Consider the following 25938-nt stretch of genomic DNA (forward strand, 5'->3'; position numbering starts at 1 on the left):
TTTCAGAGTCGCGTCAGGCGCCCGACGAACCAGAGTCACAAGACACTCAGGGCAGCGTTATCCACACCGCTTTGGTTTCCAGCAGGTAATCGAGCTGTTCAGCGCCCAGATCCTTGCCAAAACCCGATTGCTTGTAACCTCCGAACGGCATCGAAGGGTCTATGGTGCCGTGGGCATTGACGTACACCGAACCGGCCCGGAGCCGCGGAATCAGGCTGTGTACGCGACCCAGGTCATTGGAGTACAGCGCTGCGGCCAGGCCGAACGGAGAGTCGTTGGCCAGCGCCAGAGCCTCTTCTTCATCATCGAACGGCGCGGTAACCAGCACCGGGCCGAATATCTCCTCCTGAACGATCTGCATATCGTTGCGACAATGAGCAAAGATCGTCGGCTCGACGAAGTAGCCAGGACCTTGGACTGGCTGTCCGCCATAGACCAGCTCGGCACCTTCGCGCTTGCCGATTTCGATGTAGTCCAACACCCGTTGTTTCTGCAATGCAGAAACCAGCGGGCTGATAAAGCAGTCGGGGTCCAGCCCCGGCGCCATCTTCAGGGTCCGAGTGTAGGCAATCAACTCACTCAGGAAGCTGTCGTAAATACTGCGATGTACGTAGGCCCGAGTACCCGCATCGCATACCTGGCCCGAGTTGAAAAACACCCCGTTGGCAATCGCCTGAGCCGCCGCTGGCACATCGGCATCGGCCAGCACGATAACCGGGGACTTGCCGCCCAGTTCCAGGGTAAGTCGCTTCATGTCATCCAGTGCCGCCTGCCCGACAGTGCGACCAACGGGGGTCGAGCCGGTAAAGGTCAGCTTATCGATACCCGGATGGGTCGCCATCGCCGCACCAACGACATTACCGCGCCCGGTCACAATGTTAACCACACCGTCAGGGATGCCCGCTTGCTGCACCAGTTCTGCAAAGCGCAAGGCCGACAGTGACGTCAGCTCGGCCGGTTTGACCACCACTGTGCAGCCGGTGGCCAACGCGGCACCGAGTTTCCAGGCCATGGTTTGCAAAGGGAAGTTCCACGGCACGATGGCGCCCACAACACCGATCGGCTCCTTGCGGGTATAGGCCAGATAGTTACCGGGCAGCGACGGTTCTACAGTTCGTCCATGAATCTTGGTCGCCCACCCGGCGAAATAGCGCAGCGTGTCCACCGTACCCTGCAAGTCGACAGCACGGGCACCGGACACCGATTTACCCATATCGATGGACTCGATTTCAGCCAGCTCATCAGCATTTTCTTCAATCAGATCGGCCAGCCGATGCATCAGCCGCTCGCGCTCCAGCGGCTTGAGCTGACGCCAGGCGCCACCGTCAAACTGCGCCCGAGCAGCCTGCACGGCGCGGTCCAGATCCGCGGTGGTGCCCATGGGAATGCGAGTCAAAACGCACTCGGTCGATGGCTCAATCACGTCAGACGTTTGCCCGTCGCTTGCCTCGACCCACTCTCCAGCAATAAACATTTTCTGGTGTTTGGTGAGAAATCTTTGCGTCGCTTCGCTCACACCGAATGTTTGCAAATACTGCTTGACGGTCATGTCCATTTTTATTCTCTCGGGCCGGGGTGAAGGTCACGCCAAGCCTCTTGGGTTCAAGACTCGATCCGGGGCTGCACACTGATCCCCGACGTGTTGCGCATATCAGAGTTCGCGTGCCTTGGCCCGCTCGTGGTAGATGAAACCGATGCTGTTGAGCAGCAATTGCGCGGCCAGAATCGAGGTCACACCGGCCTGGTCATACACCGGCGCAACCTCCACCAGATCCATGCCGATAATGTTGCCTTTGCTGCGTTTGGCCAGGGCCTGGATAATTTCCAGTACCTCGTAGTACAAGAAACCACCGTGGCTCGGGGTTCCCGTGCCAGGTGCAATGGAAGGGTCAAAACCATCGATATCGATGGTGATGTAGTATTTGACCCCTTGCGGGATCAGTTCCAGTACGCCCTCGGTGCCGAGGCGGCGCACATCGCGAACAGAAAGTACTTTGGAGCCGGAAGCGTAGGCGGCCTCATAGTCATCGCGGTTGGACGACGACACGTTACGGATGCCCATTTGGGTCATGCCGACAATGTGGTTCATTTCCGAAGCACGGCGCAGCGGGTTGCCATGGCCATATCGAACGCCATGCCGCTCGTCGACAAAATCCAGATGCGCATCAAAATGCACGATATGAATCGGTCCCTTGCCCTCGAACGCCTTGATCACCGGGGCATGTACGGAATGATCCCCCCCCAGAACCACCGGCATGGCACCGGCTTCGAGAATCTTGCGTACCGCGAATTCGATATTGTCGTTACTGGCATTCATGTCGGTGTGGATAATATCTGCATCCCCCACATCCACCATGCGCACATCCTGAGCGGTCAGGTACATAACGTCATCTTCGTGATCGTATGCACCCGCATGGCCGAAGGAAAACAGCGTCGATGCCTCACGAATCCCGCGTGGACCAAAACGTGCCCCGGAGCGCCATTGCGTTCCCATGTCATTGGGCGCTCCGAGGATCGCCACGTCGGCATCAAGGGCATCCCAATCGGTGCAGACCGGGGCCTTGCCAAACGTACAGTGACCCACGAACGGAAGGTTCAAACGCCCGGATTCATACCCATTCTTAGACATAGTGATGTATCTCCAGTTCTTGTTATTGGCGAGGACAGTGCTGGTAAGCGTCCCCTGCTGGAGTGACTATGAGCGCAGGTTTTGATGGAAAAAATGCTAATCATCCGATACTCATATCGGGCTATCCGATGCATCAAGAGAAGGGAGTACCGGAGTGAATCAACTACACACCGTAGATCTGAAACTGCTCAGGGTCTTTGTCGAGATCGTAAAATGCGGAGGGTTTTCTGCGGCACAAGCGGCCTTGAATATCGGCCAGTCGACCATCAGCGAACAAATGACCCACCTCGAAACCCGGCTCGGGGTAAAACTGTGCCAGCGCGGCCGTAGTGGCTTTCGCCTGACCGAACAAGGCGTGGCCATTTACGAATCTACCCAGCGCCTGCTGATGGCCGTGGACTCCTTTTGCCTGGATGCCGGTGTGCTCAAACAGAACATCACCGGCAAGCTGAATCTGGGCATCATCGACTCCACCATCAGCGACCCCGGCTCGCCCCTGCCCAGAACCACGCAGCGCTTTGTTTCCCGCGGCCACGATGTACACCTCAACGTTTATGTCGGTACCCCGGCAGAGCTGGAAGAGCGAGTACTCGACAACCGTTTGCACCTGGCCATAGGGCACTTCCCCAACCCCGTGTCAGGGCTTGAATATTCACCGCTGTACCATGAAGCTCTCGGGTTGTACTGCGGGCGCCGCCACCCATTGTTCGCAAGCACTGCAGAAAGTGACGAGTTACTGGAGGAAATCGGCGAAAGCCGTATCGTGGCCCGGGGCTTTATGCAGCAATATGATCTGGATAGTCTGGGAGTGAGCAAGGCGGCAGCCACCGTCGACAATATCGAGGCACTGGCCATTCTGATCATATCGGGAGCCTACCTGGGCTTTCTGCCCAATCACTTTGCGGCCCAGTGGGTCAAGACCGGCGAGATGCAGCAACTTGCACCCAACACGCTTTGCCTGACCTCCCCTTTTGATGTGATCACCCGACGGGGCGTCGCCCCGCCACCGATTCTACGAGTGTTTCTGGAAGACCTGGCCGCCATACGTGACGACGCGCAACTCTGAGTACCTGAGTACGCAATAACAATAATTGAGGCAAAACCCCATGAAATCCCCCGGTGGTCGGCTCCTGACCGGCATCGCGCTGGATCGTGCCAGCCCAACGCCCCTGTATCGTCAACTGTATTTGCAAATTCGCCAGCAGATTCTTGCTGGTCGCCTGCAAGGAGGTACTCGGCTGCCCTCCACGCGGACCTTGTGCAAAGAACAGGCGCTGTCGCGAATTACCATCCTGAACGCTTTCGATCAGCTGATTGCCGAGGGGTTTCTGGTTTCACGGCCCGGTGCGGGCACTTATGTCGGAGCCGAGTGGGAAAGCCGCGAAACCACGACTGACGAACTGCATAAGCCCCCGCGCCTGTCGAGCCTGAGCCAATCGGTGCTGTCCTTGCGCAGCGATCATTTCAGCGGGATTTCCTACGAGACCTGGGAACCAAACTGTCCGACCTCTTTCCTCCCAAGCCAGGGCGCCTTCGATGCTTTCCCGCTGCATGTGTGGAAGCGCTTGATGAACCGGCATCTGTGCCAACCGACCAAGGCAATACTCGGTTATGGCGAGGTAAAGGGGTTGCTGCGGTTGCGCGAGGCGATTGCCGAATACGTCTATGACGCTCGCGGAATCGAATGCGAGGCCAGCCAGGTAGTTATCGTCTCGGGCGCCCAGCAAGCGTTCAACTTGCTGGGCATGTTGTTGCTCGACCCCCAGGACAGCATCTGGATGGAAGACCCCGGCCATATTGCTGCGCGCATTGCCCTCCAGGCCCAAGGTTGCCGAGTGGTGCCATTACGGATTGATGAACAGGGTATCGACGTGCAGCAAGGCCTGCGTGAATGCCCAGAGGCGCGACTGGCGTTTACGACTCCGTCACGCCAGCACCCGCTCGGCACGACAATGAGCTATGCACGGCGCCAGGAATTGATCGAGTGGGCTGATCGGGGCAATCGCTGGATCATCGAGGACGATTGCGACAGCGAGTTCACCTATGGCTCGCGCCCACTGCCAGCCCTCTATGCAATGGACCAACGGGCCCGCGTCATCTACGTCGGCACGTTCAGCAAAGTGCTCTACCCGTCATTACGGCTGGGTTACGTAATACTCCCGCAAGCGCTGGTCGATCCCTTCTGCGCCATGCGTGCCGTCATGGATCGTAGCCCGTCCACGCAGCTACAGGCAGTCACGGCAGACTTTATCCGCGAAGGCCATTTCCTCGGCCATATCCGCCGTATGCGCGCGCTGTATCAGGTTCGTCAAGAGTGTTTATTGAGCACACTGCAGCAACGTTTGGGCAACTTTATGCAGCTCAAACCCGTGAGTGCTGGCATGCATCTGATCGGCTGGCTCGCCCCAGAACTGGATGACGCGGCCATCGCCAAGGAACTGGCCCGGCACCAGATTCATACCTACGCCCTGAGCGACTACTGCGTACAGCGTTATCTGCCACCCGGTCTGCTGATCGGCTTTGCCGGCACCCCGGTAGAACAGGCCGAAGAGAAAGTCGAAGCGCTGGCTCAGGCGCTGCTGAAAATGGGCCACTCACTGCAAAGTGGTCATAAGAATTAAAAAATAATGGCTCTATAGATAGAACCACCCTGGTGCGATAAAGGCCCTACCGACTGATTCGGTGCCTGTACCAGGAATAATTCTAATGAACTGTATTCAAGCACGCTTCAACTCCCTGCTAAGCCATAACACCGATGGCAGCTGCCCGCCGCCGGTGCTGACCCCGCAACTGGCCAGTAAACTTATCGACCGACTGGCGCAGCTGCGCCTGTTCGCCCATGCCTATCCCCTCCTCAGCAACCTGACCCATGGCCGGGTCCTGCCAGGTGAGCTGCTGGACTTCGCCTACCGCCATGAGCTGCAAGGGCTGAGCCTGCACTTGCTCGATGGCGAGGCCAACAGCCTGAGCAACATGAACCCGCACCAGTTACAGGAATTCCGCGACAAGGCTGCCAGGCTCGGTCTGGATGTGCATCTGGAAATCAGTAGCACCCGCAAGGAAGATGTCGATCAGGTTATCGCCATTGCCAACGTTCTCGGCACGCGCAACATCCGCGTTTACTCACGCTATGAAGGCCACCTTTCACGGGTTATGGCGCTGATTGAAACTGACCTGCGGTATCTGGCCGAGCAGGCAGACCTGCACGACCTGTTTTTCGACTTCGAGCAACATGAAGAGTTGAAGAGCCATGAGATTGCGCAGTTGCTGCAGCGTCTTGACCATCCACGCCTGCATGCGCTGTTCGACTTCGGCAACATGATCAACGCCTGCGAGCAGCCGTTGCCAGCCCTGCAACAACTGGCCCCGCACATCCGCCAAGTACATATGAAAGGTGTACGCGTGGTGCCTGAGCAAAACGGTTTCGGGCATTACGGTGTGCTGCAAGGCAGCGTCGAAGACCATCTGCCAAGTGCGCGCATGGTGTTCGAACTGCTGATGCTCGGCGAGCACGAGCCGCAGGTTATCGCCTTCATTCTGGAGCAGGAAAACCACTACATCGCGCCAGCTTTCCGCCAGTCGGACGAAGCCGCTGACCCCTTTATCGACTACCGCGAAATGAGCGAAACCGCGCTGCCGCCAGGCTATTGCGTGGAACGGATGATGGATGAGGAACACCAGTGGGCGAACAACCAGATTCGCTATGTGCGCGACCTGCTGGGTGAATTGAAAATGTTGGCTCAACTGACGCTGGGAGAACAAAAATGACCACTCAGTCCAAAGCCAAATGGCTACGCTTTCTGGTCCTCATTCTTGGCGGCGGGACTATCTACAAGCTCGCCAACCTCAAAGACGCTTTCTACGTCCCGATTCAGCAATATATGGGGCTCAGCCACACCGAGCTTGGCACGCTGCTCAGTGCCAATGCCATCATCGCCACCGCCCTGTTCGTGGTCGGCGGGTATCTGGCGGACCGCTTTGATACACGCAAGCTGATCCCCCTGGGCCTGATCGGAACCGGCAGTCTGGGACTGTATCTGGCCACCTTCCCCGGCTTCGACAAGCTGTTGATCGTGTTCTGCCTACTGGCCGTCTGCGCGGACTGCATCTATTGGCCTGCCTTGCTCAAGGCCGTGCGCAACCTTGGCGAGGATAACGAACAAGGTCGCATGTTCGGCTTTCTGGAGGGAGGTCGGGGCATCGTCGATACGCTGGTCGCGTTTTCAGCGCTGGGGGTGTTCGTCGCGATGGGGTCAGGTGAAGCGGGGCTCAAGTCGGCCATCGTGTTCTATTCGTTGGTCGACATCATCGCGGGCATTGTCACCTGGTTCTTGTTGCGCGATAACAAGGCAGCCCCCGTGGTCAAGAAAGAGGCCAGCCTGTCCGGCATGTCCGGGCTGCTTGAAGCGATCAGGATTCCCGGGATCTGGCTGGTCAGCTTCAACGTCTTCATGGTCTACATCGTCTATTGCGGCCTGACTTACTTCATTCCCTACCTCAAGGATATTTATGAGCTGCCGGTCGCACTGGTCGGTGCCTACGGCATCATCAACCAGTACTTCCTCAAGATCCTCGGCGGCCCGGCGGGCGGCTTTATGGCCGACAAGTATTTCAAGAGCCCTTCGCGCTACATGAAGTGGGCATTTCTGGCGCTGCTACCAATCATGGCGTTGATCATGCTGGTGCCAAAGGGCGGGCACTTCATCTATATCGGCATGGCCGCCACGCTGTCCTTCGCACTGATTGTGTTCACCATGCGTGGCGTATTTTGGGCGCCCATGAGTGAAGTGGGCATTCCCCAGCGCATCACCGGTTCGGCCTTCGGTATCGCCTGCTTGATCGGCTACGCCCCCGGGATGTTTGCCTACGTGATCTACGGTTCGATCCTCGATCACTTTCCAGGCCAACAAGGCTACAACTATGTATTCAGCCTGATGAGCCTACTGGCGCTGATCGGCTTTATGGTGTGCGGCCTGCTGCATCGCGCGGTACGTAAAAACATTGCGACCGTCCAGCACACAGCTCTGGCTCAGGCCTGATGAGGCAAGAGCGGGCAAGTGGTGAATGATCTCACCCGCGCCCGCTCTTTTTCACTCGATACATTGCCGTGTCTGCATAGTTGAGCAGTTGCTGGGCCAGCTCTCCATGCTCGGGATAAACGGCGATGCCGATGCTGGCAAAAATGCTGAGCCTATGGCCCTCAATCAGCACGGGCTGACTGAGGTTCAGTCGCAGTTTTTCAGCCACGACCAGCGCGTGCTCCGGCAACGTGAGTTTGGACAGAACCAGCACAAACTCATCACCACTCATCCTGGCGACAGTGTCGCTTTCACGCACGCTACTTCTCAGACGGTGCGCAACCTGTTGCAACAGACCATCACCGACGGCATGCCCGAAGCTGTCGTTGACCCGTTTGAAATGGTCCAGATCCAGATACAGGACGGCCATGCATTCACGCTCACGCTTGGCATGCACCAGCGCGCAGTTCAAACGGTCGTAGAGCAGCGTTCGATTGGGCAAGCGAGTCAAGGCATCGTACTGCGCCAAGTACTGCAAGCGGGCATGCAATTGCTTGCGTTCGATGGCGGCCGCCACCTGGGTCGAGACGTATTGCAGCAGGTCTTGGTGCTGCTCGGTATAACGCTCTTCTCCCTGCGCACTCTTGACCACCAGAGCACCAATAATGCCGTTCTGGGTCGCCAGGGGCACGCCCAGCCATGACGGCATTTTCTCGCCACAACGCAGAATGGACTGACCACCGCGAATGACCAGCTCACTGAGTTGGGTAACCTCCGAGTTTTGCTGCAACGGATGCTCATCAACGTGATAAGGAAAACTCAGCGCACCCTGGCCTTGATCACAAAGCGCAACCGAAAAATTCAATGCCGGCAGCCACTGCGCAATGAGCTGGTGTACTCGCTTGAACAGCGTCAGCAAATCATCGGTTGCGTGGGCGGCTTCCGATATTGCGAAAAGTGCCAACTGGCGCGACTCGGCTTGCTTGCGCTCGGTAATGTCACGGGCTACGGCAATGCGCATCTGATAGGTTTCAGACCAGCGCGCTGACCACAATATATGGGCGACCCGCCCATCCTTGCGGACATAGCGGTTCTCGAAATTCAGCTTGGGTTCGCCTGCCATGATTTCACTGGCAGCGAGCAGTGTGCGCTCACGATCGGCGGGGAAAACCAGATTGATCATGGGCTGGCCAATCAGCTCGCTTGGCTCATAGCCCCAGATACGCTCGCAGGCCGCACTGACATAAACAAAGTGGCCTGCGCGGTCGACCACACACACTGCATCCAGCAGCAAGTCAATAAAACCGGCCTGAAACAGGTAACTTTTGATGTCCATAAGACCGCTTGGTGCCTCAGGGGTAAACATCAACATTCATCCCTGAGCCGTAGATCGCCATGCGTTCCCTGCCACTACTTCATACGATAGTTCGCAATAACCCAGGCAGCGCGTGCATCAAGGCACTGATCGCAAAACCGATAAACATCACCCCGCATAAACGGGTAATCAGCAGCTCATGCCGTTGATAGAGTGCCCTGACATGCCCCGCGCCTACAATGCCTACCAAAATGACGTAGGCCAGCGCCCCACCCACAAAGCTCAATGCGATCAGCCATGGCAGCATGGCCCATGTCAGAAGTTCCGCACGGCTGGAGAGCAATGCAGTAAAGGTCGCCACCGCCACGGGGTACGCCTTGGGATTGGTCAAGCCGAAGAAAATGCCATGGGTAAACGGCTGGCGTGCTGGTCCTTGCTGGGCGACGCTGCCACGCTGGGCGCGAACTGCACGCAGCCCCAGCCAAAACAGGTAAAGGCCGCTGATCAAGCCCAGGACATTAAACGCCGTGCTGCCAAACTCACGGGCGCCCACGATGGCAATCAGCGCCGTACTGCACCAGATCACATCACCCAGCAAATGCCCGCACAAAAAACCGGCTCCGGCGCGTCGCCCGCGTGCGGCACCAATCCCAAATACGGCGAGCACCCCCGGTCCAGGGGTGATGCCGTAGATAAAACCCGAAGCCAGAACGGCCAATAACAGCGAAGGTGTCATGCAAAACGCTCCAAAAAAACATGCTTCACGCGTTTCCGTTACTCGTGAAGTCGCTCGATTTTGCACGTTATGCAGGGTTCTGTAACCGCGTGCCGAGAAAATTCTAGTGCCGACGCCCCAAAATATTCACCACCACCCGATCAACCCAGCCCCAGATGCGCTGCTGCACCCGCTTCCAGAGTGGTCGTGACTGCCAGTCTTGCAGGCTGATGGGCTGGCTCTGCGCGAAGTCGTTGATAAAACTGGCGGCGACCGCCTGGGTGAGCGCAGGGTCGATCGCCTCGAGGTTAGCCTCAAGGTTGAACCGCAGGTTCCAGTGGTCGAAATTGCACGAGCCAATACTGACCCAGTCGTCGATCAGGACCATTTTCAAATGCAGGAAACGGGGCTGATATTCCAGAATCTGTACGCCGGACTTAAGCAAACGCGGGTAATAGCGATGACCGGCATAACGCACGGAGGGATGGTCGGTGCGCGGCCCCGTGAGCAACAACCGCACATCAACACCCCGTGCAGCCGCACGGCGTAGCGAACGACGTACGCTCCAGGTCGGCAAGAAGTAAGGCGTGGCCAGCCAGATCCGTTGTTTTGCGCTGTTGATCGCGCGCACCAGCGATTGCAGGATATCGCGATGTTGATGCGCATCCGCGTAAGCCACGCGCCCCATACCCTGCCCTTCGTCAGGCACCTTGGGCAATCGCGCAAGTCCAAAGTGTGTCGCTGATTTCCACGCCTTGCGACTGATGTTGGCGCGCCATTGACGATCAAACAGCATCTGCCAGTCCAGCACCAACGGGCCTTGAATCTCGACCATGACTTCATGCCAGTCGCAGGTGTTTTCACTGGGGCGCCAAAACTCGTCGGTCACCCCGGTGCCTCCAACCACGGCCAATTGCTGATCCACCAGCAACAGCTTGCGATGATCGCGGTACAGATTATTCAGCCCGCGTCGCCAGCTCAGCGGGTTGTAATACCGGAGTTCGACACCGGCCTCGGTCAATCGCCGGCGCAACCCCAGGTTCAATCCCAGACTGCCATAACCGTCAAACAGGCAGCGCACCCGTACCTCGCGCCAGGCCGCTTGTTCCAGGGCCTGCACGATGGTTTCGGCACAGTCTCCGGCCTCCACCAGATACAACTCCAGATCAATCTGCTCTTGTGCCTGCTCGATGGCTGCCAGCATTCGAGGGAAAAACTGAGGCCCATCGATCAGCAACTCGAACTGGTTGTCGCTACGCCAGCCAAACACCGCGCCAGCCATCTTAGCGAGCCGTGAAAATCAGCACCGCACTCACCGGTACTGAAAAACTGATCGCCGACAGTCCGGCCAATTTTCGCAGGGTTTCGAGCTCCGGTTGCAGACCAAAATCTTCGGCTTGCAGCATCAGCGGCTCAAGAGTCACGACCTGAAAGCGCCGTTCATCAAGACGCGTGGCCAATAACTCGGCCTCATAGGTGTGCTGTTTGCCGCGCAAGCTGACCGTGACCGGCAAGTGCAGCTCCAATTGCGCCCCGGAGGCAAGATCGTTGATCGGTTGCAGATCTATTTGCGCGCTGATTTGCGCTTCGGGGAAGGACTTGAAATCAAACAGCACGTCGCGCATGCGCTCATCACGCAACGGCACCGCACTGTTGACCGAATCCATTTCGATGCGCAATTGCGCATGGCCTTTACGGTCGACTTTGCCGTGCAAGACCAAAAAGCGATGCGCGTTGGCAACATTGGCATTTTGCGTAGTGATAAATGACAACCGTGATGACTCACCGTCCAGATACCAGTTGGCCTGGGCAGACAGGCTCACACCAAGGGTCAGCAACAAGGTGCAGGCCGCAGATAAAAACGCTTTGAACATAAAAACTCATCACCCGATAAACGTGCGCGAACATTAACCCCAGAGCGCGCTCTTGGCAGTTTTTTTTACACAGTGTTAGAGCCGCAACCCCTATCGACAGTTCCTCTGCCCAGAGCCTGTCATGTAAGCATCATCCAAATGTCATGGCGATGACATTGCACCTGCCTAGCCTGAAGTTGCCCACCTCAGTCGATTCGCAGAAACCCAAGGCAGGCCCGGTGCCTGCACGGAGATTCGCAATGTCCCAGATCGCCCGTATCCGCGAAACTGTTCCAGAACGCCGCCTGCAGGCAGAACGCCTGATCGGACCTGACGCGTTGCGCGAGGCCCAGGCCCTGCGCTTTCGGGTGTTTAGCGACGAGCTGAAGGCCAAACTCAAAGGTGCAGAACACGGTCTGGATGAAGACGGTTACGACGCCTATTGCGAGCATATCGGGGTGCGCGATCTCAATAGCGGCCAATTGGTAGCCACCACCCGCTTGCTGGATCACGGCGCAGCACAGAACATCGGCCACTTTTACAGTGAAGAAGAATTCAACCTGCACGGGCTGGCTCACTTGCAGGGCCCAATTCTTGAAATCGGCCGAACCTGTGTCGACCCAGCCTACCGCAATGGCGGCACCATCACCGTGCTCTGGGGCGAATTGGCTGAAGTACTCAACCAGGGCAATTATCGCTACCTGATGGGCTGCGCCAGCATCCCGATGCAGGATGGCGGTATCCAGGCCCAGGCAATCATGCAGCGTCTGCGCGAACGCTACTTGTGTACTGAACATTTACGCGCCGAGCCGAAAAAGCCATTACCGGCACTGGAAGTACCCGCCAACGTCATCGCCGAAATGCCACCGCTGCTCAAGGCTTATATGCGCCTGGGCGCCAGGATTTGTGGCGAACCCTGCTGGGATGAGGACTTCCAGGTGGCTGACGTGTTTATTCTGCTCAAGCGCGATGAACTGTGCCCGCGTTACGCTCGCCACTTCAAGGCGGCCATGTAATGAGCCGCTTACGCCGATATGGCCGAGTGGCGCGAGTGCTAGGGGTGGTGAGCCTGGGGTTGAGCATGGCTGGAGTGTTCGGGGTACTTGAACGCTTGCGCCTGAACAGCGCGATGGATCGTCGCCAGCGCTGGTCGCAATTTTTTATGGCACGCCTGAGCAATGCCCTGCCCTTTCGCATCACCGTAGTCGGCGAGCTACCTGCAACACCAATGCTATGGGTCAGCAATCACGTGTCATGGACCGATATAGCGCTGCTTGGGCAACTGACCCCGCTGTCCTTCCTGTCCAAATCAGAGGTGCGCAACTGGCCCGTTGCAGGCTGGCTGGCGGCCAAGGCCGGCAGCCTGTTCATTCGCCGGGGCGCGGGCGACAGCCAGTTGATTCGAGAGCAGATGACCCGTCACTTGCAACAACCGCTGTCCCTGTTGATGTTTCCCGAAGGCACGACCACTGACGGGCGCTCGGTACGTACCTTTCATGGCCGTCTGTTAGCGGCAGCGATTGACAGCCAAATGTCGTTGCAGCCTGTAGCCATCCGTTACTTACGTAATGGTGAGGTCGATGCGATAGCACCGTTTATTGGCGATGACGATTTGCTGTCGCATTTGTTGCGCTTGTTTTCCCACGATCAGGCCGACGTCGAGATCCATCTGCTGGAACCTATAGCCTGCCAGCAACAGGAGCGTGCATTGCTGGCGTTCAAGGCCCAGGAAGCGATACGGCGAGTGGTGACAGCACCGATCACGCAAACCGACCCGCTGCCGGAAAGAGTGGGGGCGATGATTTGAGCTGAGGCCTATGCACAGTGAGGAGTGGGAGGCCCCACTACCTCTTCGATGCAGCGCTGTCGCGCATCAAACTGGGGGGCGCCTACGAGAATTCACGTTTTAAAGGATAATTTTCAATTTTTTAAATCAGTAACTTGCTTCATGTTTGATAAGAGCGGGCTTGCTCGCGATGCAGACGAAGCGGTGAAACGGTAAAGGCCCGTAGCCACTGTCCGGGATTTACCTGAACCACTGCAGTGTACGGTTTTGCGACTGCTGCCCAGCCGAACGCAGCCTTCGTTCCTCGACAGCGGCTACAGGAGATTGCGCAGCAGTCGTAAACCCTGACAACCGGGTTTAACTGATACACCGCAAAATCTGGTTTTTCGGCACCTGCTACGGACATGCCTTCCGATAGCAACCCGCCGCATACACCTGCAACTGCGGATAAAACAGCCGAAAATCCTCACTGAGCGGCTCGTACAATCCCTTCAAATCCTGCATAGCACCGGCCAGTTCTTCCGGGCGCGACAAGCGTCGAGCTATCCCGTTGAACACTTGCTCCAGCACAGCAAAGTCCCGATACGAACCCAACCAGTCATGAGCAGCCATATGCGGCGCGATAGTGGCAAGCCGCCGTGGCAACTGCTGTTCGGCCACCAGCACCCGATAAAAGTCCGAAGTAAATCGCTCAAGCGGCCCCTCGGCATACTGGCCCCAGTCCCGTGCCAGGCAATGATCGAAAAACACATCCAGCACAATGCCCGCATAACGCCTGCGGGTCCGGGTAAATCGCGACAACGATTGATCAACCAAGGGATGGTTGTCGGTAAATACATCAATGCTGCGGTGCAGTTGAATCCCGTGTTCAATCTCGGGGCTGTACTGACCGTGCAGCCGCCCTTTGACGAAGTCGCCATAGAGGCTGCCAAGTAATTCTTCCGGGCGCTGACCGCCAAGGTGCAGATGTGCGAGATAATTCATGTCGCGCAGTTTAGCACTGCCGCACCAATATCGTTATAACCCGATATATCGATTTGAGCTGATCCTAGATCAATTTCATATTTGTATATCGCGATACGACGATTTAAAGTTCGCCTCATCGCGATATAACGTTGTACCCAATGAGCACTGCCACTATGCCGATTGAACTCGACGAAATAATAAAAGCCCTGGCACACCCAGTACGCCGAGAAATTCTCAAGTCCCTCAAAGACCCTGACACCTCGTTTCCTGACCAGGTCCACTCCACCGAACATGGCGTGTGCGCCGGACAGTTTGACCAACTCTGCGGCCTGTCGCAGTCAACGGTCTCTGCCCACCTGGCAACGCTGCAGCGAGCGGGCCTGATTACCAGCCAAAAGCATGGCCAGTGGCACTTTTTCAAACGCAATGAGGAAACCATCAAGGCCTTCCTCGAACAAATCAGCCAAGAGCTTTAACAAGGACTTTCATGCCCCTCTCGCTACTCATTCTGGCGCTCAGCGCTTTCGCCATCGGGACCACCGAGTTCGTGATCATGGGCTTGCTGCCTGATGTCGCAGCCGACCTTGGCGTATCGATCCCCGGCGCTGGCTGGCTGGTGACCGGTTACGCACTGGGCGTGGCAATCGGGGCTCCGTTCATGGCGCTGGCCACGGCTAAATTGCCGCGCAAGGCTGCCTTGGTCGCGTTGATGGTGATCTTTATCATCGGCAACCTGCTGTGTGCCTTGGCCAGTGACTACAACGTGCTGATGTTTGCCCGCGTAGTGACAGCGCTGTGTCACGGCGCGTTCTTCGGTATTGGCTCGGTTGTGGCTGCAGGCCTGGTACCTGCCAACAAACGCGCGTCAGCAGTGGCCCTGATGTTTACCGGCCTGACCCTGGCCAACGTGCTGGGCGTCCCCCTGGGCACCGCTCTGGGCCAGGCCGCAGGATGGCGCTCGACGTTTTTCGCAGTCACCGTGATTGGTGTCGTGGCGCTGATCGGCCTGATCCGCTTTCTGCCCGCCAAACGTGACGAAGAGAAGCTCGATATGCGTGCCGAGCTGGCCGCACTCAAGGGCGCTGGCATCTGGCTTTCATTGAGCATGACCGCGCTGTTTTCCGCCTCGATGTTCACCCTGTTCACTTACGTAGCGCCCTTGCTCGGTGATGTCACTGGCGTATCGCCAAGCGGCGTGACCTGGACCTTGTTGCTGATCGGCCTTGGCCTGACGGTGGGCAATATCATCGGCGGCAAGCTGGCAGACAAGCGCCTGGCCGCGACCCTGATCGGTGTTTTTATCTCGATGGCCGTGATGTCGACCGTATTGACCTGGACCAGCGTCGCCGTGATTCCAACTGAAATCACCTTGTTCCTGTGGGCCGCCGCCTCCTTTGCCGCCGTACCGGCACTGCAAATCAACGTCGTGACCTTCGGCAAAGCCGCACCCAACCTGGTTTCAACCCTGAATATTGGCGCGTTCAACGTCGGCAATGCACTGGGCGCCTGGGTGGGTGGCAGTGTTATTGCCCACGGCTTCGGCCTCACCAGCGTTCCGCTGGCCGCTGCCACGCTGGCGATTCTGGCGCTGCTGGTGACCCTGATTACTTTTCGCCAAAACGGCAATGCCGAACTGGCCAGTGCTACAAACTGATCCTTGAGAGGGCTGCATAAATGACCACGATTTTCGATCCGATCAAGCTGGGCGATCTTGAACTGCCCAACCGCATCATCATGGCTCCGCTGACCCGCTGCCGCGCCGATGAAGGTCGGGTTCCCAATGCGCTGATGGCTGAATACTACGTTCAGCGCGCTTCTGCCGGCCTGATCCTGAGCGAAGCCACTTCGGTAACAGCCATGGGCGTCGGTTATCCGGATACCCCGGGCATCTGGTCCAACGATCAGGTCCGTGGCTGGACCAACATCACCAAGGCGGTGCATGCAGCCGGTGGGCGGATTGCGTTGCAGTTGTGGCATGTGGGGCGTATCTCGCACCCGATGTACCTGAATGGCGAAGCGCCTGTAGCCCCAAGCGCCATTGCTGCCAAAGGTCATGTCAGCCTGGTTCGTCCAAAGGCTGACTTCCCGACGCCACGGGCACTGGAAACCGCCGAGATCGCTGATGTTGTCGAGGCCTACCGCACGGGTGCCGAAAACGCCAAGGCCGCCGGGTTTGATGGTGTCGAAATTCATGGTGCCAATGGCTACCTGCTCGACCAGTTCCTGCAAAGCAACACCAACAAACGTACCGACCAATATGGGGGCAGCGTAGAGAACCGCGCTCGCCTGTTGCTCGAAGTTACCGATGCCGCCATCGACGTCTGGGGCGCTGGCCGTGTTGGCGTGCATTTGTCGCCTCGTGCCGACTTGCACGACATGGGTGATGACAACCTGGCTGAAACCTTTGGTTATGTCGCCCGCGAACTGGGCAAGCGCGGTATCGCCTACATCTGTTCCCGCGAACACGCAGCGCCAGACAGCCTTGGCCCGCAGCTCAAGGAAGCCTTTGGCGGCCCGTATATCGTCAACGAAAGCTTCACCAAAGACAGCGCCAATGCTTGGCTGGCCGCGGGCAAGGCGGATGCCGTTGCCTTCGGCGTGCCTTTTATCGCCAACCCAGACCTGCCTGCACGCCTGAAGGTCGATGCACCGCTCAATGAAGCGCATCCAGAGAGCTTTTACTCCAAAGGCTCGGTGGGCTACATCGACTACCCAACGCTGTAAGCACATGGCATGTGTGCCCTGAAGAGGCATCAGCGTTAACGGGACATTTGGGCCCCACAAAACAAAGCGCCCGAGGTCAATGACCTCGGGCGCTTTGCTGTTAGCGATTCGCTGATGCGTAATAGTGCGAGTAGTCACACGACCTTTTTTCGGGCGAAAAAAGGGGCGGTTTGACCCGCCCACATTTTTTCCCTAGTCCCTTTTTTTCCTTCTCATCATCCTGATGAATCGCATCCCGCGATGTCCATCTGCGTTCTTCCTTGAGCGCCGCGTCGATCCGTCGACACAACTTAGATACTAGAGTTTTATTGAATTGCTGCAAGCACAGCAGTTATAGATATTTATTACATAGCAGTTATAAACGAAAATAAAAAATCGTTATATTTCAAACAATTACATTCAATAGCATACATAAAAAAGGTTCTATCCCACCCTGATAGAGCTCTCGGCTTACGCAAAAGGTAAGCAAAGGCTTACAGCAATACGCAGATAATATTCAATATCGTCCGTAACATTGCTTTTCAAGACTTATCCGAATGATCCCTTTATGCCCTACCCCAACAGCCGCCATTTGACCCTGCATTTCAACCGGCATTGATACTGAATATGCACCGAAGAGCATCCCGCTGAATTCAAGACACAAAAAACCCCGAGTCGCTCGGGGTTTTTGGTTGATACGCCTAGCTTGTTACTGGAACAGCGACTCGCTCGACAAACCGTTGCGTTCAAGGATTTCGCGCAACCGCTTGAGCCCCTCGACCTGGATTTGCCGCACGCGTTCGCGCGTCAGGCCAATTTCCAAACCTACATCTTCAAGGGTGCTGCTCTCATGACCACGCAACCCGAAACGACGAATAACGACCTCACGCTGCTTGTCTGTGAGCTCAGAAAGCCACTGGTCAATACTTTGCGATAGGTCATCGTCCTGAAGCAGCTCACAAGGATCTGTAGGGCGGTCATCCGTCAGGGTATCGAGCAGTGTTTTGTCAGAGTCCGGGCCTAGAGAAACGTCTACCGATGACACCCGCTCATTGAGCCCAAGCATGCGCTTGACCTCGGCAACAGGTTTTTCCAGCAGGTTGGCGATTTCTTCAGGGGACGGTTCGTGATCGAGCTTTTGCGTGAGTTCACGCGCTGCTCGCAGATAGACGTTGAGTTCTTTGACAACATGGATCGGTAAACGAATGGTACGGGTCTGGTTCATGATCGCCCGTTCAATCGTTTGGCGAATCCACCAAGTGGCGTAAGTCGAAAAGCGAAACCCGCGTTCGGGATCAAATTTCTCGACAGCCCGAATCAGCCCAAGGTTGCCCTCCTCGATCAGATCCAGCAGCGACAAACCACGATTGACGTACCGACGGGCGATTTTCACCACCAGCCGCAAGTTGCTTTCAATCATGCGCTTGCGCCCGGCCGGATCTCCACTTTGCGACAAACGCGCAAAATGAACTTCTTCTGCAGGGGATAGCAGCGGGGAGAAGCCAATTTCATTGAGGTACAACTGGGTCGCATCAAGCGCCCGTGTGTAGTCAATGTACTTGTGCTGTTTGGTGACTGGTGCTTTTTTGGACTTGGTTCGAGCTGGAGGGGTTGAATCGTCTTCTTCTGACATCAAGTCGCTATCGATGCTGGAGTCCATAAGGAGCACCTCATCGTCGATGTCAAACCCCGGCGCTTCTTTATTGAGAGCCATTTCTATAGTCCTTTGGTGAGTTCGACCTCAAGCTCGAGCATCGCCTTAATCCTTGGCAATGCTTGAGCCTGTTCCTTAACCAGAGCAGGAACAGGCTGGTAACCGATCAACGACGTGGAAGGAATTGCAGTGGATCTACAGGTTTACCTTGGCGGCGAATTTCAAAGTGAAGTTTCACCCGGTCTGTACCAGTTGACCCCATTTCGGCAATTGTCTGTCCAACCTTGACCTGCTGCCCCTCCCGAACCAAAAGCCTGCGGTTATGACCGTAGGCGCTGACATAGGTATCACTGTGTTTGATGATGATCAGTTCGCCGTAGCCCCTCAATCCACTGCCAGCGTAAACAACCGAACCATCAGACGCAGCTAAAACAGGCTGTCCCAAATCACCGGCGATATCAATACCTTTATTCAAACTACCGTTTGAAGAAAATTTGCCTATCAAAATGCCATTAGAAGGCCATCCCCAACCCTTCGGTGCGGGACCTGCCGGCAGTGGCGCGACAGCCGCCGGCGCCGCTACGACAGCGCCTGGACGCTTGATAACGGTGGTCTTGCTACCCGAAGAAGACGACACCACAGTGGTGGAAGTGCCACCTGCAGGCAGGGTTCCGGAGCGTCCGTCAAAGCGAATTGATTGACCTGGGACAATAGTGAACGGAGCCGCAATATTGTTACGTGCGGCCAGCGCTTTCCAGTCCCAGCCGTAGCGAAACGCAATCGAGAACAGGGTATCGCCACGACGCACGACGTACTGCCCTGTGGTCACTGCCGGGCGCTGAGCCACCCCATTGCGGTCAACGACGTTTACGCCATTTTTCGAGGTGCTGGAGCACGCCGCCAACAAAGCCAGCGTGGCACTCAGGAACAGACCGACCACCAGTCTCTGATAGCTTTTGGTACTCATACGCTGCGCAATGACTGTGAGACTCACCCGCCGCTCCCTTTGAAGATGGCTAAAGATAAATAATAGACGCCAGTACTGGCCATGATTTGGCGCAAGTATAACTGGCTACAGGGCTTTTACAGACGGCAAAGCCGAATCATGAAAACAACTGTCAAGCATTGGGCGGCGTGTTGGCGCTGCGCAGTATGACCTGCGCCCGGTCCTATAATTCACTCAGACCAGGCAAAGACTCAGGCCAATGGCCCATTGAGCAGCGGTACAAAGCGCACATTGCCGATCACTCTCCGGGCGAAACCGTGCTCTTCGCGAACAATCAACATCAATTGCTGCACCTCACCCGCGCCTACCGGAATCACCAGACGCCCACCGGGGGCAAGCTGGTCGAGCAATGCCTGCGGTACATCGGTCGCCACTGCCGTCACGATAATGCCGTTGTAGGGCGCCAGCGCAGGCCAGCCCTCCCAGCCATCGCCCCAGCGAAATACCACGTTGCGCAGGTTGAGCTCGAGCAGTCGCTCCTTGGCCCGATCCTGCAATACCTTGATGCGTTCAACCGAAAATATGCGTTCAACCAGTTGCGAGAGCACAGCAGTTTGATAACCCGACCCGGTGCCGATCTCCATTACCTTGTCCAGCGGCCCGTCTTCAAGCAGCAGCTCGCTCATGCGCGCCACCATGTAAGGCTGGGAAATGGTCTGGTTATTACCGATCGGCAGCGCCGTGTCTTCGTAGGCCCGGTGTGCCAGAGCTTCATCCACAAACAGATGTCGTGGTGTACGACGAATGACCTCAAGCACGTTCTGGTTAACGATGCCCTCTTCACGCAGACGCTGAATCAGCCGCTCGCGGGTACGCTCAGAGGTCATGCCAATGCCGCGGTGCATCATGCCATCCTGCTCGCGCGCCATCAGCCCATACCCTCCAGCCAGCCATTAAGGCTTTTGAAACCATCACCAAAGGTGCGGTCCAGTTGCAGCGGTGTGATCGACACATACCCCTGCATCACCGCGTGGAAGTCCGTACCTGGCCCACCGTCTTCGACGTCCCCCGCCGCGGCAATCCAGTAGCCGGCCTTGCCGCGCGGATCAACCATTCGTACCGGCGCCGCAGCCCGTGCCCGGAGCCCAAGACGGGTGAGCTGAATGCCGCGAATCTTCTCGAGTGGCAAGTTGGGAATATTCACATTGAGGACGGTACGCGGTGGCAGTTCCAGCGATGCGTGGGCCTCAAGCAATTTGCGGGCAAAAAAAGCCGCGGTCGGCAAGTTGTCTACCTGGCGCGATACCAGCGAAAAGGCAAATGAAGGACGATCCAGAAAACGCCCCTCCAGCGCTGCCGCCACGGTGCCTGAATACAACACGTCATCACCCAGGTTGGCGCCCAGGTTAATCCCGGACACCACCATATCCGGCTGCTGCTCCAGCAAGCCGTGAAGGCCCAGATGCACGCAATCGGTCGGGGTGCCATTAATGCTGATAAAGCCATTGGCCAACGTGTGCGGATGCAGCGGCCGGTCCAGCGTCAGCGAACTGCTCGCCCCGCTTTTGTCTTGATCAGGGGCAATCACCACACACTCGGCGTAATCGGCCAGCGCACCGTAGAGCGCAGCCAACCCCGGGGCTGTGACCCCATCATCGTTTGAAATCAGAATACGCATAGGCTATCCGCTTGATCCAAAGGCACCAGATCAACAAGCTCGCGCACCAGAACAGTGGCGAAGCATCCGGCCGGCAGAACAAATTCCAGTTGCAGAATGTCAGGCTGCGGATAATGCCACGTCAACCGGCCAATGGGCAGTCGCAGGATGCGTCGCTCATGGCTCATGCCCGCGCGAACCAGCCAGTCGCGCAAATCGGCTTCGCGCTCTGCGATCGATTGCTCAAGCGTATGGGTCACGCCGGTGGTCGGCGACTCACCCTCGCCCCACTGCGGGCCGGTAGGGTGCAGATCGAGGATAGCCAGTCGCGGATCGCTGCATTCAGCTTCGCCCGCCGGGAAAAAACTGCGGCTGTCGGTAAAGGCCAGCAAATCACCGACCTGAGCCCGCTGCCAGCTACCATCGGCCACGCGTGCCGCCAGCACCTGATTGAACAGATAGCTGCGAGCGGTGGAGAGTAACCGCGAACGCACGTTACGCTGCTCAGGCAAGGCTTTGCGCGCCGCATAATCGCGGGCTTCGCCCAGATTGCCGCCCTGCCAGCCGAAACGCTGGGTGCCGAAGTAGTTCGGTACGCCCTGCTTGGCTATCAGTTGCAGGCGCTGTTCCAGTGCATCCTTGTCCCCGGCCATTTGCGTCAGACGCAGGGTAAAGCCGTTGGCCGCATGGGCTCCACGCTGCAATTTGCGTTTGTGGCGCGAGCTCTTGAGAATTTTCAGGGTGTCGTTTTCAGCGCCCGACAAGTCAGGGTCTGCCTTGCCCGGCAGTTGCACGCTGAACCATTGGCGGGTTAACGCCTGACGGTCCTTGAGGCCTGCGTAGCTGACAGTGCGCAAAGGCACGCCTGCCGCCTTGGCGATTCGGCGCGCGGCCTCTTCGGTGTTCAGGCCGCGTTTCTCGACCCACAACCACAGGTGTTCACCGTCTCCGGACAGCGGTATATCAAGCACTTCGTCGACTTGAAAATCTTCAGCCGTCGCTTTGAGCACTGCCGTGCCCAATGCCTCGCCATAGGCCCGTGGACCGAGCAAATCAGACTCGTTCATGCGCGAACCAACAACGCAATGGAGTGCACCGCGATACCTTCTTCACGCCCAACGAAACCAAGCTTTTCAGTGGTCGTAGCCTTTACGTTTACCTGGTCCAAATCAACCTCTAGATCCGCCGCAATCAGCGCACGCATCGTTTCAATATGCGGCGCCATTTTCGGCGCCTGGGCAATGATGGTGTTGTCGACGTTGCCGACTTTCCAGCCCTTGGCATGGATCAGACCCACGACATGACGCAACAGGACGCGACTATCGGCGCCCTTGAAGGTCGGATCGGTGTCCGGAAAGTGTTTGCCGATGTCGCCAAGCGCCGCAGCACCCAGCAAGGCATCGCTAAGGGCGTGCAAAAGCACATCGCCATCAGAGTGGGCAAGCAGCCCGAATTTGTGGGAGATCCGCACGCCGCCCAACGTAATGAAATCGCCTTCAGCGAAACAGTGCACATCATAGCCGTGGCCAATACGCATAAAAAAACGCCCCGATTAAGTCAGGGCGTGATTCTACCTACTTTGACCAACATTAGGCGCTAAGTGCGCTCGCGTGATGCCGCAAGTGGTCATCAATAAAGCTGGCGATGAAGAAATAGCTGTGGTCGTAGCCCGGCTGCAGGCGCAGGGTCAACGGATAATCCGCCAATCTGGCGGCCTGCTGCAGTGCTTCAGGTTTGAGTTGCACGGCCAAAAAGTCATCCCGATCACCTTGATCTACCAGCAATGGCAACTTCTCACGAGCCTCACTGATCAACACGCTCGCATCCCACTCACGCCAGCGCGAACGCTCGTCACCCAAATAGTTGGAGAACGCTTTTTGCCCCCACGGGCAATCCATCGGATTACTGATCGGCGCAAAGGCTGATACCGACTGATAGCGCCCAGGGTTGCGCAGCGCACAGACCAAAGCGCCGTGGCCGCCCATCGAATGGCCGCTGATGCCACGCTTTTGCGAAGCCGGGAAATGCGCTTCGACCAAGGCTGGCAACTCCTGCACCACATAATCGTGCATCCGATAATGTTGTGCCCAAGGCTCTTGAGTGGCGTTCAGATAGAAACCTGCGCCCAGACCAAAGTCCCAGGCACTCTGCGGGTCATCCGGCACCCCCTCGCCACGCGGGCTGGTGTCGGGCGCCACGATAATCAGCCCCAGCTCGGCAGCCATTTTCATGGCACCTGCCTTGTGCATAAAATTCTCGTCGTTACAGGTCAGACCCGACAACCAGTACAGCACCGGTAACTTGGCGCCCTGCTCGGCCTGCGGCGGCAAGTACACGGCGAATACCATTTCACAGCCCAGTACTTCAGAGCGATGCTTGTAACGCTTGTGCCAGCCGCCAAAGCTTTTTTGGCAGGAGATATTTTCCAATGTCATGGGCAGCTCCAGGCTTTCAGCTGCAAGCCACAAGTTAAAAGCAGGCAAGGTGTATCACCCGCTGCAGCTTATAGCTTGCAACTTGCAGCTCTTCGTCAGAAGTGGATTACGGTGCGAATGCTTTTGCCTTCATGCATCAGGTCAAATGCCTTATTGATATCTTCCAGGCCCATGGTGTGGGTAATGAAAGTATCCAGCGGGATCTCGCCGCTTTGCGCCATGTCGACGTAGCTTGGCAATTCGCTGCGACCGCGCACACCGCCGAACGCCGAACCGCGCCAGACGCGGCCAGTCACCAGCTGGAATGGACGGGTTGAAATTTCCTGGCCTGCACCGGCTACGCCGATAATCACGGACTCGCCCCAACCCTTGTGGCAACACTCCAGTGCCGCACGCATCAGCTGTACATTACCGATGCACTCGAACGAGAAGTCGACGCCGCCGTCGGTCATGTCGACGATCACATCCTGAATCGGGCGATCGAAATCTTTCGGGTTTACGCAATCGGTGGCACCTAACTGGCGGGCAATTTCAAACTTGGCCGGGTTGATGTCGATGGCAATAATCCGCGCAGCCTTGGCTTTTACGGCGCCGATCACTGCAGACAGACCAATACCGCCCAGGCCGAAAATCGCCACGGTATCGCCCGGTTTGACCTTGGCGGTGTTGAGAACCGCACCGATCCCGGTGGTGACGCCGCAACCCAGCAGGCACACCTTCTCAAGGGGTGCATCTTTCTGAATTTTCGCGACCGAAATCTCCGGCAGCACGGTGTATTCCGAAAACGTCGAAGTACCCATGTAATGGAAAATCGGCTGACCTTTGTAGGAGAAGCGCGTAGTGCCGTCCGGCATCAGGCCCTTGCCTTGAGTCGAGCGAATCGCCTGACACAGGTTGGTCTTGCCCGACAGGCAGAATTTACACTTGCCGCACTCAGGTGTGTAAAGCGGGATGACATGATCACCGACCGCAACCGAAGTCACGCCTTCACCGATCGCTTCAACGATGGCGCCGCCTTCGTGGCCCAGGATCGACGGGAAGATGCCTTCCGGATCCGCACCGGACAAGGTGTAAGCATCGGTATGGCAAACACCCGACGCAACAACCCGCAGCAGCACTTCGCCAGCCTTTGGCATGGCAACGTCAACTTCTACGATTTCCAGCGGCTTTTTGGCCTCAAACGCTACGGCAGCACGTGACTTGATCATCAATCGTCTCCAGCAAAGTAAAAACAAGACGCCGAGTGTAAATCAGCGCTGAGTGATTAATAATCCAGACAAAAGCAAAACATTATTGCCATACAGGGATAATCACCCATGAATGAGAACCGTTGGGAAGGTATCGACGAGTTTGTCGCCGTGGCCGAGTGCGGCCAATTCACAGCGGCGGCCGAGCGCCTTGGCGTCTCTTCATCCCATATCAGCCGGCAGGTGGCGCGCCTCGAAGAGCGACTGCAAACGCGTCTGTTTTATCGCAGCACCCGAAAGGTGACGCTGACCGAAGCCGGGCAAACTTTTTTGCAACACTGCCAGCGCCTGCAAGATGGACGGGAAGAGGCGCTGAGAGCGGTCGGTGATCTGGCCAGCGAACCCAAGGGCATGCTGCGCATGACGTGTGCGGTAGCTTATGGCGAGCGATTTATCGTGCCTTTGGTCACCCGCTTTATGGGGTTGTACCCGCAATTGCGGGTCGATATAGAACTCAGCAACCGGCCATTGGACCTGGTGCATGAAAGCCTTGACCTGGCAATTCGCTTGGGCCGTTTGCAAGATTCGAGATTGGTAGCCACCCGCCTCGCCCCCAGGCGCATGTATGTCTGCGCATCACCTTCCTACCTGGAACATTACGGCCGCCCCCATAGCCTGTCGGAATTGAGCCGGCATAACTGCCTGATTGGCAGCTCCGATCTGTGGCAATTACAGCAGGACGGACGCGAGTTTTCGCAACGGGTGCAGGGTAATTGGCGCTGCAACAGCGGGCAGGCGGTACTGGATGCAGCGTTACAGGGTGTGGGGCTGTGTCAGTTGCCGGATTACTACGTGCTGGAGCATTTGAAGAGCGGCGCATTGGTATCTCTGCTCGACACCCACCAGCCGCCCAACACTGCGGTCTGGGCGCTGTACCCGCAACAGCGGCACTTGTCGCCAAAAGTCAGAAAACTGGTGGATTACTTGAAGGAAGGTTTGGCGAAGCGGGAGGAGTATCTGACGCTATCTCTGTAGCCGCTGCCGAAGGAACGAGGCTGCGTTCCTTCGGCAGCA

At 57.1% G+C, this 25938-nt stretch carries 25 protein-coding genes; 10 read left to right on the forward strand and 15 right to left on the reverse strand.

Annotated elements, in window-relative coordinates; genetic code table 11:
• Window positions 1–46 precede the first annotated feature (46 nt).
• On the reverse strand, window positions 47–1555 hold the full coding sequence (locus tag U5A05_RS18900) for an aldehyde dehydrogenase family protein (RefSeq protein ID WP_321834317.1): 1509 nt from the start codon (window positions 1553–1555) through the stop codon (window positions 47–49).
• Window positions 1556–1651: 96 nt separating this feature from the next.
• Complete coding sequence (speB, locus tag U5A05_RS18905) at window positions 1652–2629, reverse strand: agmatinase (protein WP_261739414.1); 978 nt, start codon at window positions 2627–2629, stop codon at window positions 1652–1654.
• A gap of 154 nt (window positions 2630–2783) precedes the next feature.
• Here speB and U5A05_RS18910 point away from each other — a divergent pair, with 154 nt between their 5' ends.
• The 4 genes from U5A05_RS18910 (at window position 2784) to U5A05_RS18925 (ending at window position 7668) form a co-directional block, all read left to right on the forward strand.
• Window positions 2784–3695, forward strand: a complete 912-nt coding sequence (locus U5A05_RS18910) for a LysR family transcriptional regulator (RefSeq protein ID WP_261739415.1) — start codon at window positions 2784–2786, stop codon at window positions 3693–3695.
• Between the two features lie 40 nt (window positions 3696–3735).
• Window positions 3736–5250: a MocR-like pyridoxine biosynthesis transcription factor PdxR gene (gene pdxR, locus U5A05_RS18915; protein WP_321834319.1), complete on the forward strand. Its 1515-nt coding sequence runs from the start codon at window positions 3736–3738 to the stop codon at window positions 5248–5250.
• Between the two features lie 85 nt (window positions 5251–5335).
• The gene (locus U5A05_RS18920) at window positions 5336–6397 is read left to right on the forward strand and encodes a sugar phosphate isomerase/epimerase family protein (RefSeq protein WP_261739417.1); all 1062 of its coding nucleotides are present in this window, start codon (window positions 5336–5338) and stop codon (window positions 6395–6397) included.
• Entirely contained in the window at window positions 6394–7668 is a 1275-nt protein-coding gene (locus U5A05_RS18925) for an MFS transporter (RefSeq protein WP_261739418.1), read from the forward strand. Before U5A05_RS18920 ends, U5A05_RS18925 begins: the two co-directional genes overlap by 4 nt.
• A gap of 31 nt (window positions 7669–7699) precedes the next feature.
• Here U5A05_RS18925 and U5A05_RS18930 read toward each other — a convergent pair whose 3' ends face one another.
• The 4 genes from U5A05_RS18930 to U5A05_RS18945 form a co-directional block, all read right to left on the reverse strand.
• Entirely contained in the window at window positions 7700–8983 is a 1284-nt protein-coding gene (locus U5A05_RS18930) for a diguanylate cyclase domain-containing protein (protein WP_261739419.1), read from the reverse strand.
• Between the two features lie 79 nt (window positions 8984–9062).
• Window positions 9063–9698, reverse strand: coding sequence for a LysE family translocator (locus U5A05_RS18935; RefSeq protein WP_261739420.1), 636 nt, complete (start codon window positions 9696–9698; stop codon window positions 9063–9065).
• 103 nt (window positions 9699–9801) lie between these two features.
• Window positions 9802–10959, reverse strand: a complete 1158-nt coding sequence (locus U5A05_RS18940) for a phospholipase D-like domain-containing protein (protein ID WP_321834322.1) — start codon at window positions 10957–10959, stop codon at window positions 9802–9804.
• A gap of 1 nt (window position 10960) precedes the next feature.
• A complete protein-coding gene (locus U5A05_RS18945) occupies window positions 10961–11551 on the reverse strand; it encodes a YceI family protein (protein ID WP_261739422.1) in 591 nt (196 codons plus the stop codon).
• Between the two features lie 239 nt (window positions 11552–11790).
• Here U5A05_RS18945 and olsB point away from each other — a divergent pair, with 239 nt between their 5' ends.
• Window positions 11791–12546, forward strand: a complete 756-nt coding sequence (olsB, locus tag U5A05_RS18950) for an L-ornithine N(alpha)-acyltransferase (RefSeq protein WP_261739423.1) — start codon at window positions 11791–11793, stop codon at window positions 12544–12546.
• Window positions 12546–13337 (forward strand): lysophospholipid acyltransferase family protein, encoded by a 792-nt coding sequence (locus U5A05_RS18955; RefSeq protein WP_261739424.1) that lies wholly within the window; start codon window positions 12546–12548, stop codon window positions 13335–13337. Before olsB ends, U5A05_RS18955 begins: the two co-directional genes overlap by 1 nt.
• A 375-nt stretch (window positions 13338–13712) precedes the next feature.
• Here the strand turns inward: U5A05_RS18955 and U5A05_RS18960 are convergent, their stop codons facing one another.
• Complete coding sequence (locus tag U5A05_RS18960; protein WP_321834325.1) at window positions 13713–14300, reverse strand: acyl carrier protein phosphodiesterase; 588 nt, start codon at window positions 14298–14300, stop codon at window positions 13713–13715.
• A 155-nt stretch (window positions 14301–14455) separates the two neighbouring features.
• On the opposite strand from U5A05_RS18960, the gene U5A05_RS18965 reads away from it, so the two are divergent.
• Genes U5A05_RS18965 through U5A05_RS18975 form a run of 3 tightly spaced genes read left to right on the forward strand, consistent with a single transcriptional unit; the run spans window position 14456 to window position 17006 of the window.
• Window positions 14456–14758 (forward strand): ArsR/SmtB family transcription factor, encoded by a 303-nt coding sequence (locus U5A05_RS18965; RefSeq protein ID WP_261742484.1) that lies wholly within the window; start codon window positions 14456–14458, stop codon window positions 14756–14758.
• Window positions 14759–14769: 11 nt separating this feature from the next.
• Complete coding sequence (locus U5A05_RS18970; RefSeq protein WP_321834326.1) at window positions 14770–15936, forward strand: MFS transporter; 1167 nt, start codon at window positions 14770–14772, stop codon at window positions 15934–15936.
• Between the two features lie 20 nt (window positions 15937–15956).
• Window positions 15957–17006, forward strand: coding sequence for an alkene reductase (locus U5A05_RS18975; protein ID WP_321834327.1), 1050 nt, complete (start codon window positions 15957–15959; stop codon window positions 17004–17006).
• A gap of 688 nt (window positions 17007–17694) precedes the next feature.
• On the opposite strand, the gene rpoS is transcribed toward U5A05_RS18975, so the two are convergent.
• From rpoS to U5A05_RS19015, 8 genes are all read right to left on the reverse strand, one after another.
• A complete protein-coding gene (rpoS, locus tag U5A05_RS18980; RefSeq protein WP_261739428.1) occupies window positions 17695–18699 on the reverse strand; it encodes an RNA polymerase sigma factor RpoS in 1005 nt (334 codons plus the stop codon).
• A gap of 106 nt (window positions 18700–18805) precedes the next feature.
• Window positions 18806–19633, reverse strand: coding sequence for a peptidoglycan DD-metalloendopeptidase family protein (locus U5A05_RS18985; protein WP_321834330.1), 828 nt, complete (start codon window positions 19631–19633; stop codon window positions 18806–18808).
• Between the two features lie 203 nt (window positions 19634–19836).
• A complete protein-coding gene (locus U5A05_RS18990; RefSeq protein ID WP_169845246.1) occupies window positions 19837–20472 on the reverse strand; it encodes a protein-L-isoaspartate(D-aspartate) O-methyltransferase in 636 nt (211 codons plus the stop codon).
• Between the two features lie 41 nt (window positions 20473–20513).
• Entirely contained in the window at window positions 20514–21263 is a 750-nt protein-coding gene (gene surE / locus U5A05_RS18995; protein ID WP_321834332.1) for a 5'/3'-nucleotidase SurE, read from the reverse strand.
• On the reverse strand, window positions 21251–22309 hold the full coding sequence (truD, locus tag U5A05_RS19000) for a tRNA pseudouridine(13) synthase TruD (RefSeq protein WP_321834333.1): 1059 nt from the start codon (window positions 22307–22309) through the stop codon (window positions 21251–21253). The genes surE and truD overlap by 13 nt, the downstream gene beginning before the upstream one ends.
• Window positions 22306–22779: a 2-C-methyl-D-erythritol 2,4-cyclodiphosphate synthase gene (gene ispF, locus U5A05_RS19005; protein WP_048359885.1), complete on the reverse strand. Its 474-nt coding sequence runs from the start codon at window positions 22777–22779 to the stop codon at window positions 22306–22308. Before ispF ends, truD begins: the two co-directional genes overlap by 4 nt.
• Window positions 22780–22831: 52 nt before the next feature.
• Window positions 22832–23677, reverse strand: coding sequence for an S-formylglutathione hydrolase (gene fghA / locus U5A05_RS19010; RefSeq protein WP_425262889.1), 846 nt, complete (start codon window positions 23675–23677; stop codon window positions 22832–22834).
• 95 nt (window positions 23678–23772) lie between these two features.
• Window positions 23773–24885 (reverse strand): S-(hydroxymethyl)glutathione dehydrogenase/class III alcohol dehydrogenase, encoded by a 1113-nt coding sequence (locus U5A05_RS19015; protein ID WP_261739432.1) that lies wholly within the window; start codon window positions 24883–24885, stop codon window positions 23773–23775.
• A 108-nt stretch (window positions 24886–24993) separates the two neighbouring features.
• On the opposite strand from U5A05_RS19015, the gene U5A05_RS19020 reads away from it, so the two are divergent.
• Window positions 24994–25899: a LysR substrate-binding domain-containing protein gene (locus U5A05_RS19020; RefSeq protein WP_261739433.1), complete on the forward strand. Its 906-nt coding sequence runs from the start codon at window positions 24994–24996 to the stop codon at window positions 25897–25899.
• Window positions 25900–25938 lie beyond the last annotated feature (39 nt).

Origin of the sequence: Pseudomonas kulmbachensis, assembly GCF_963681935.1 — a bacterium.
In the GTDB taxonomy this organism is placed as follows: Bacteria; Pseudomonadota; Gammaproteobacteria; order Pseudomonadales; family Pseudomonadaceae; genus Aquipseudomonas; species Aquipseudomonas kulmbachensis.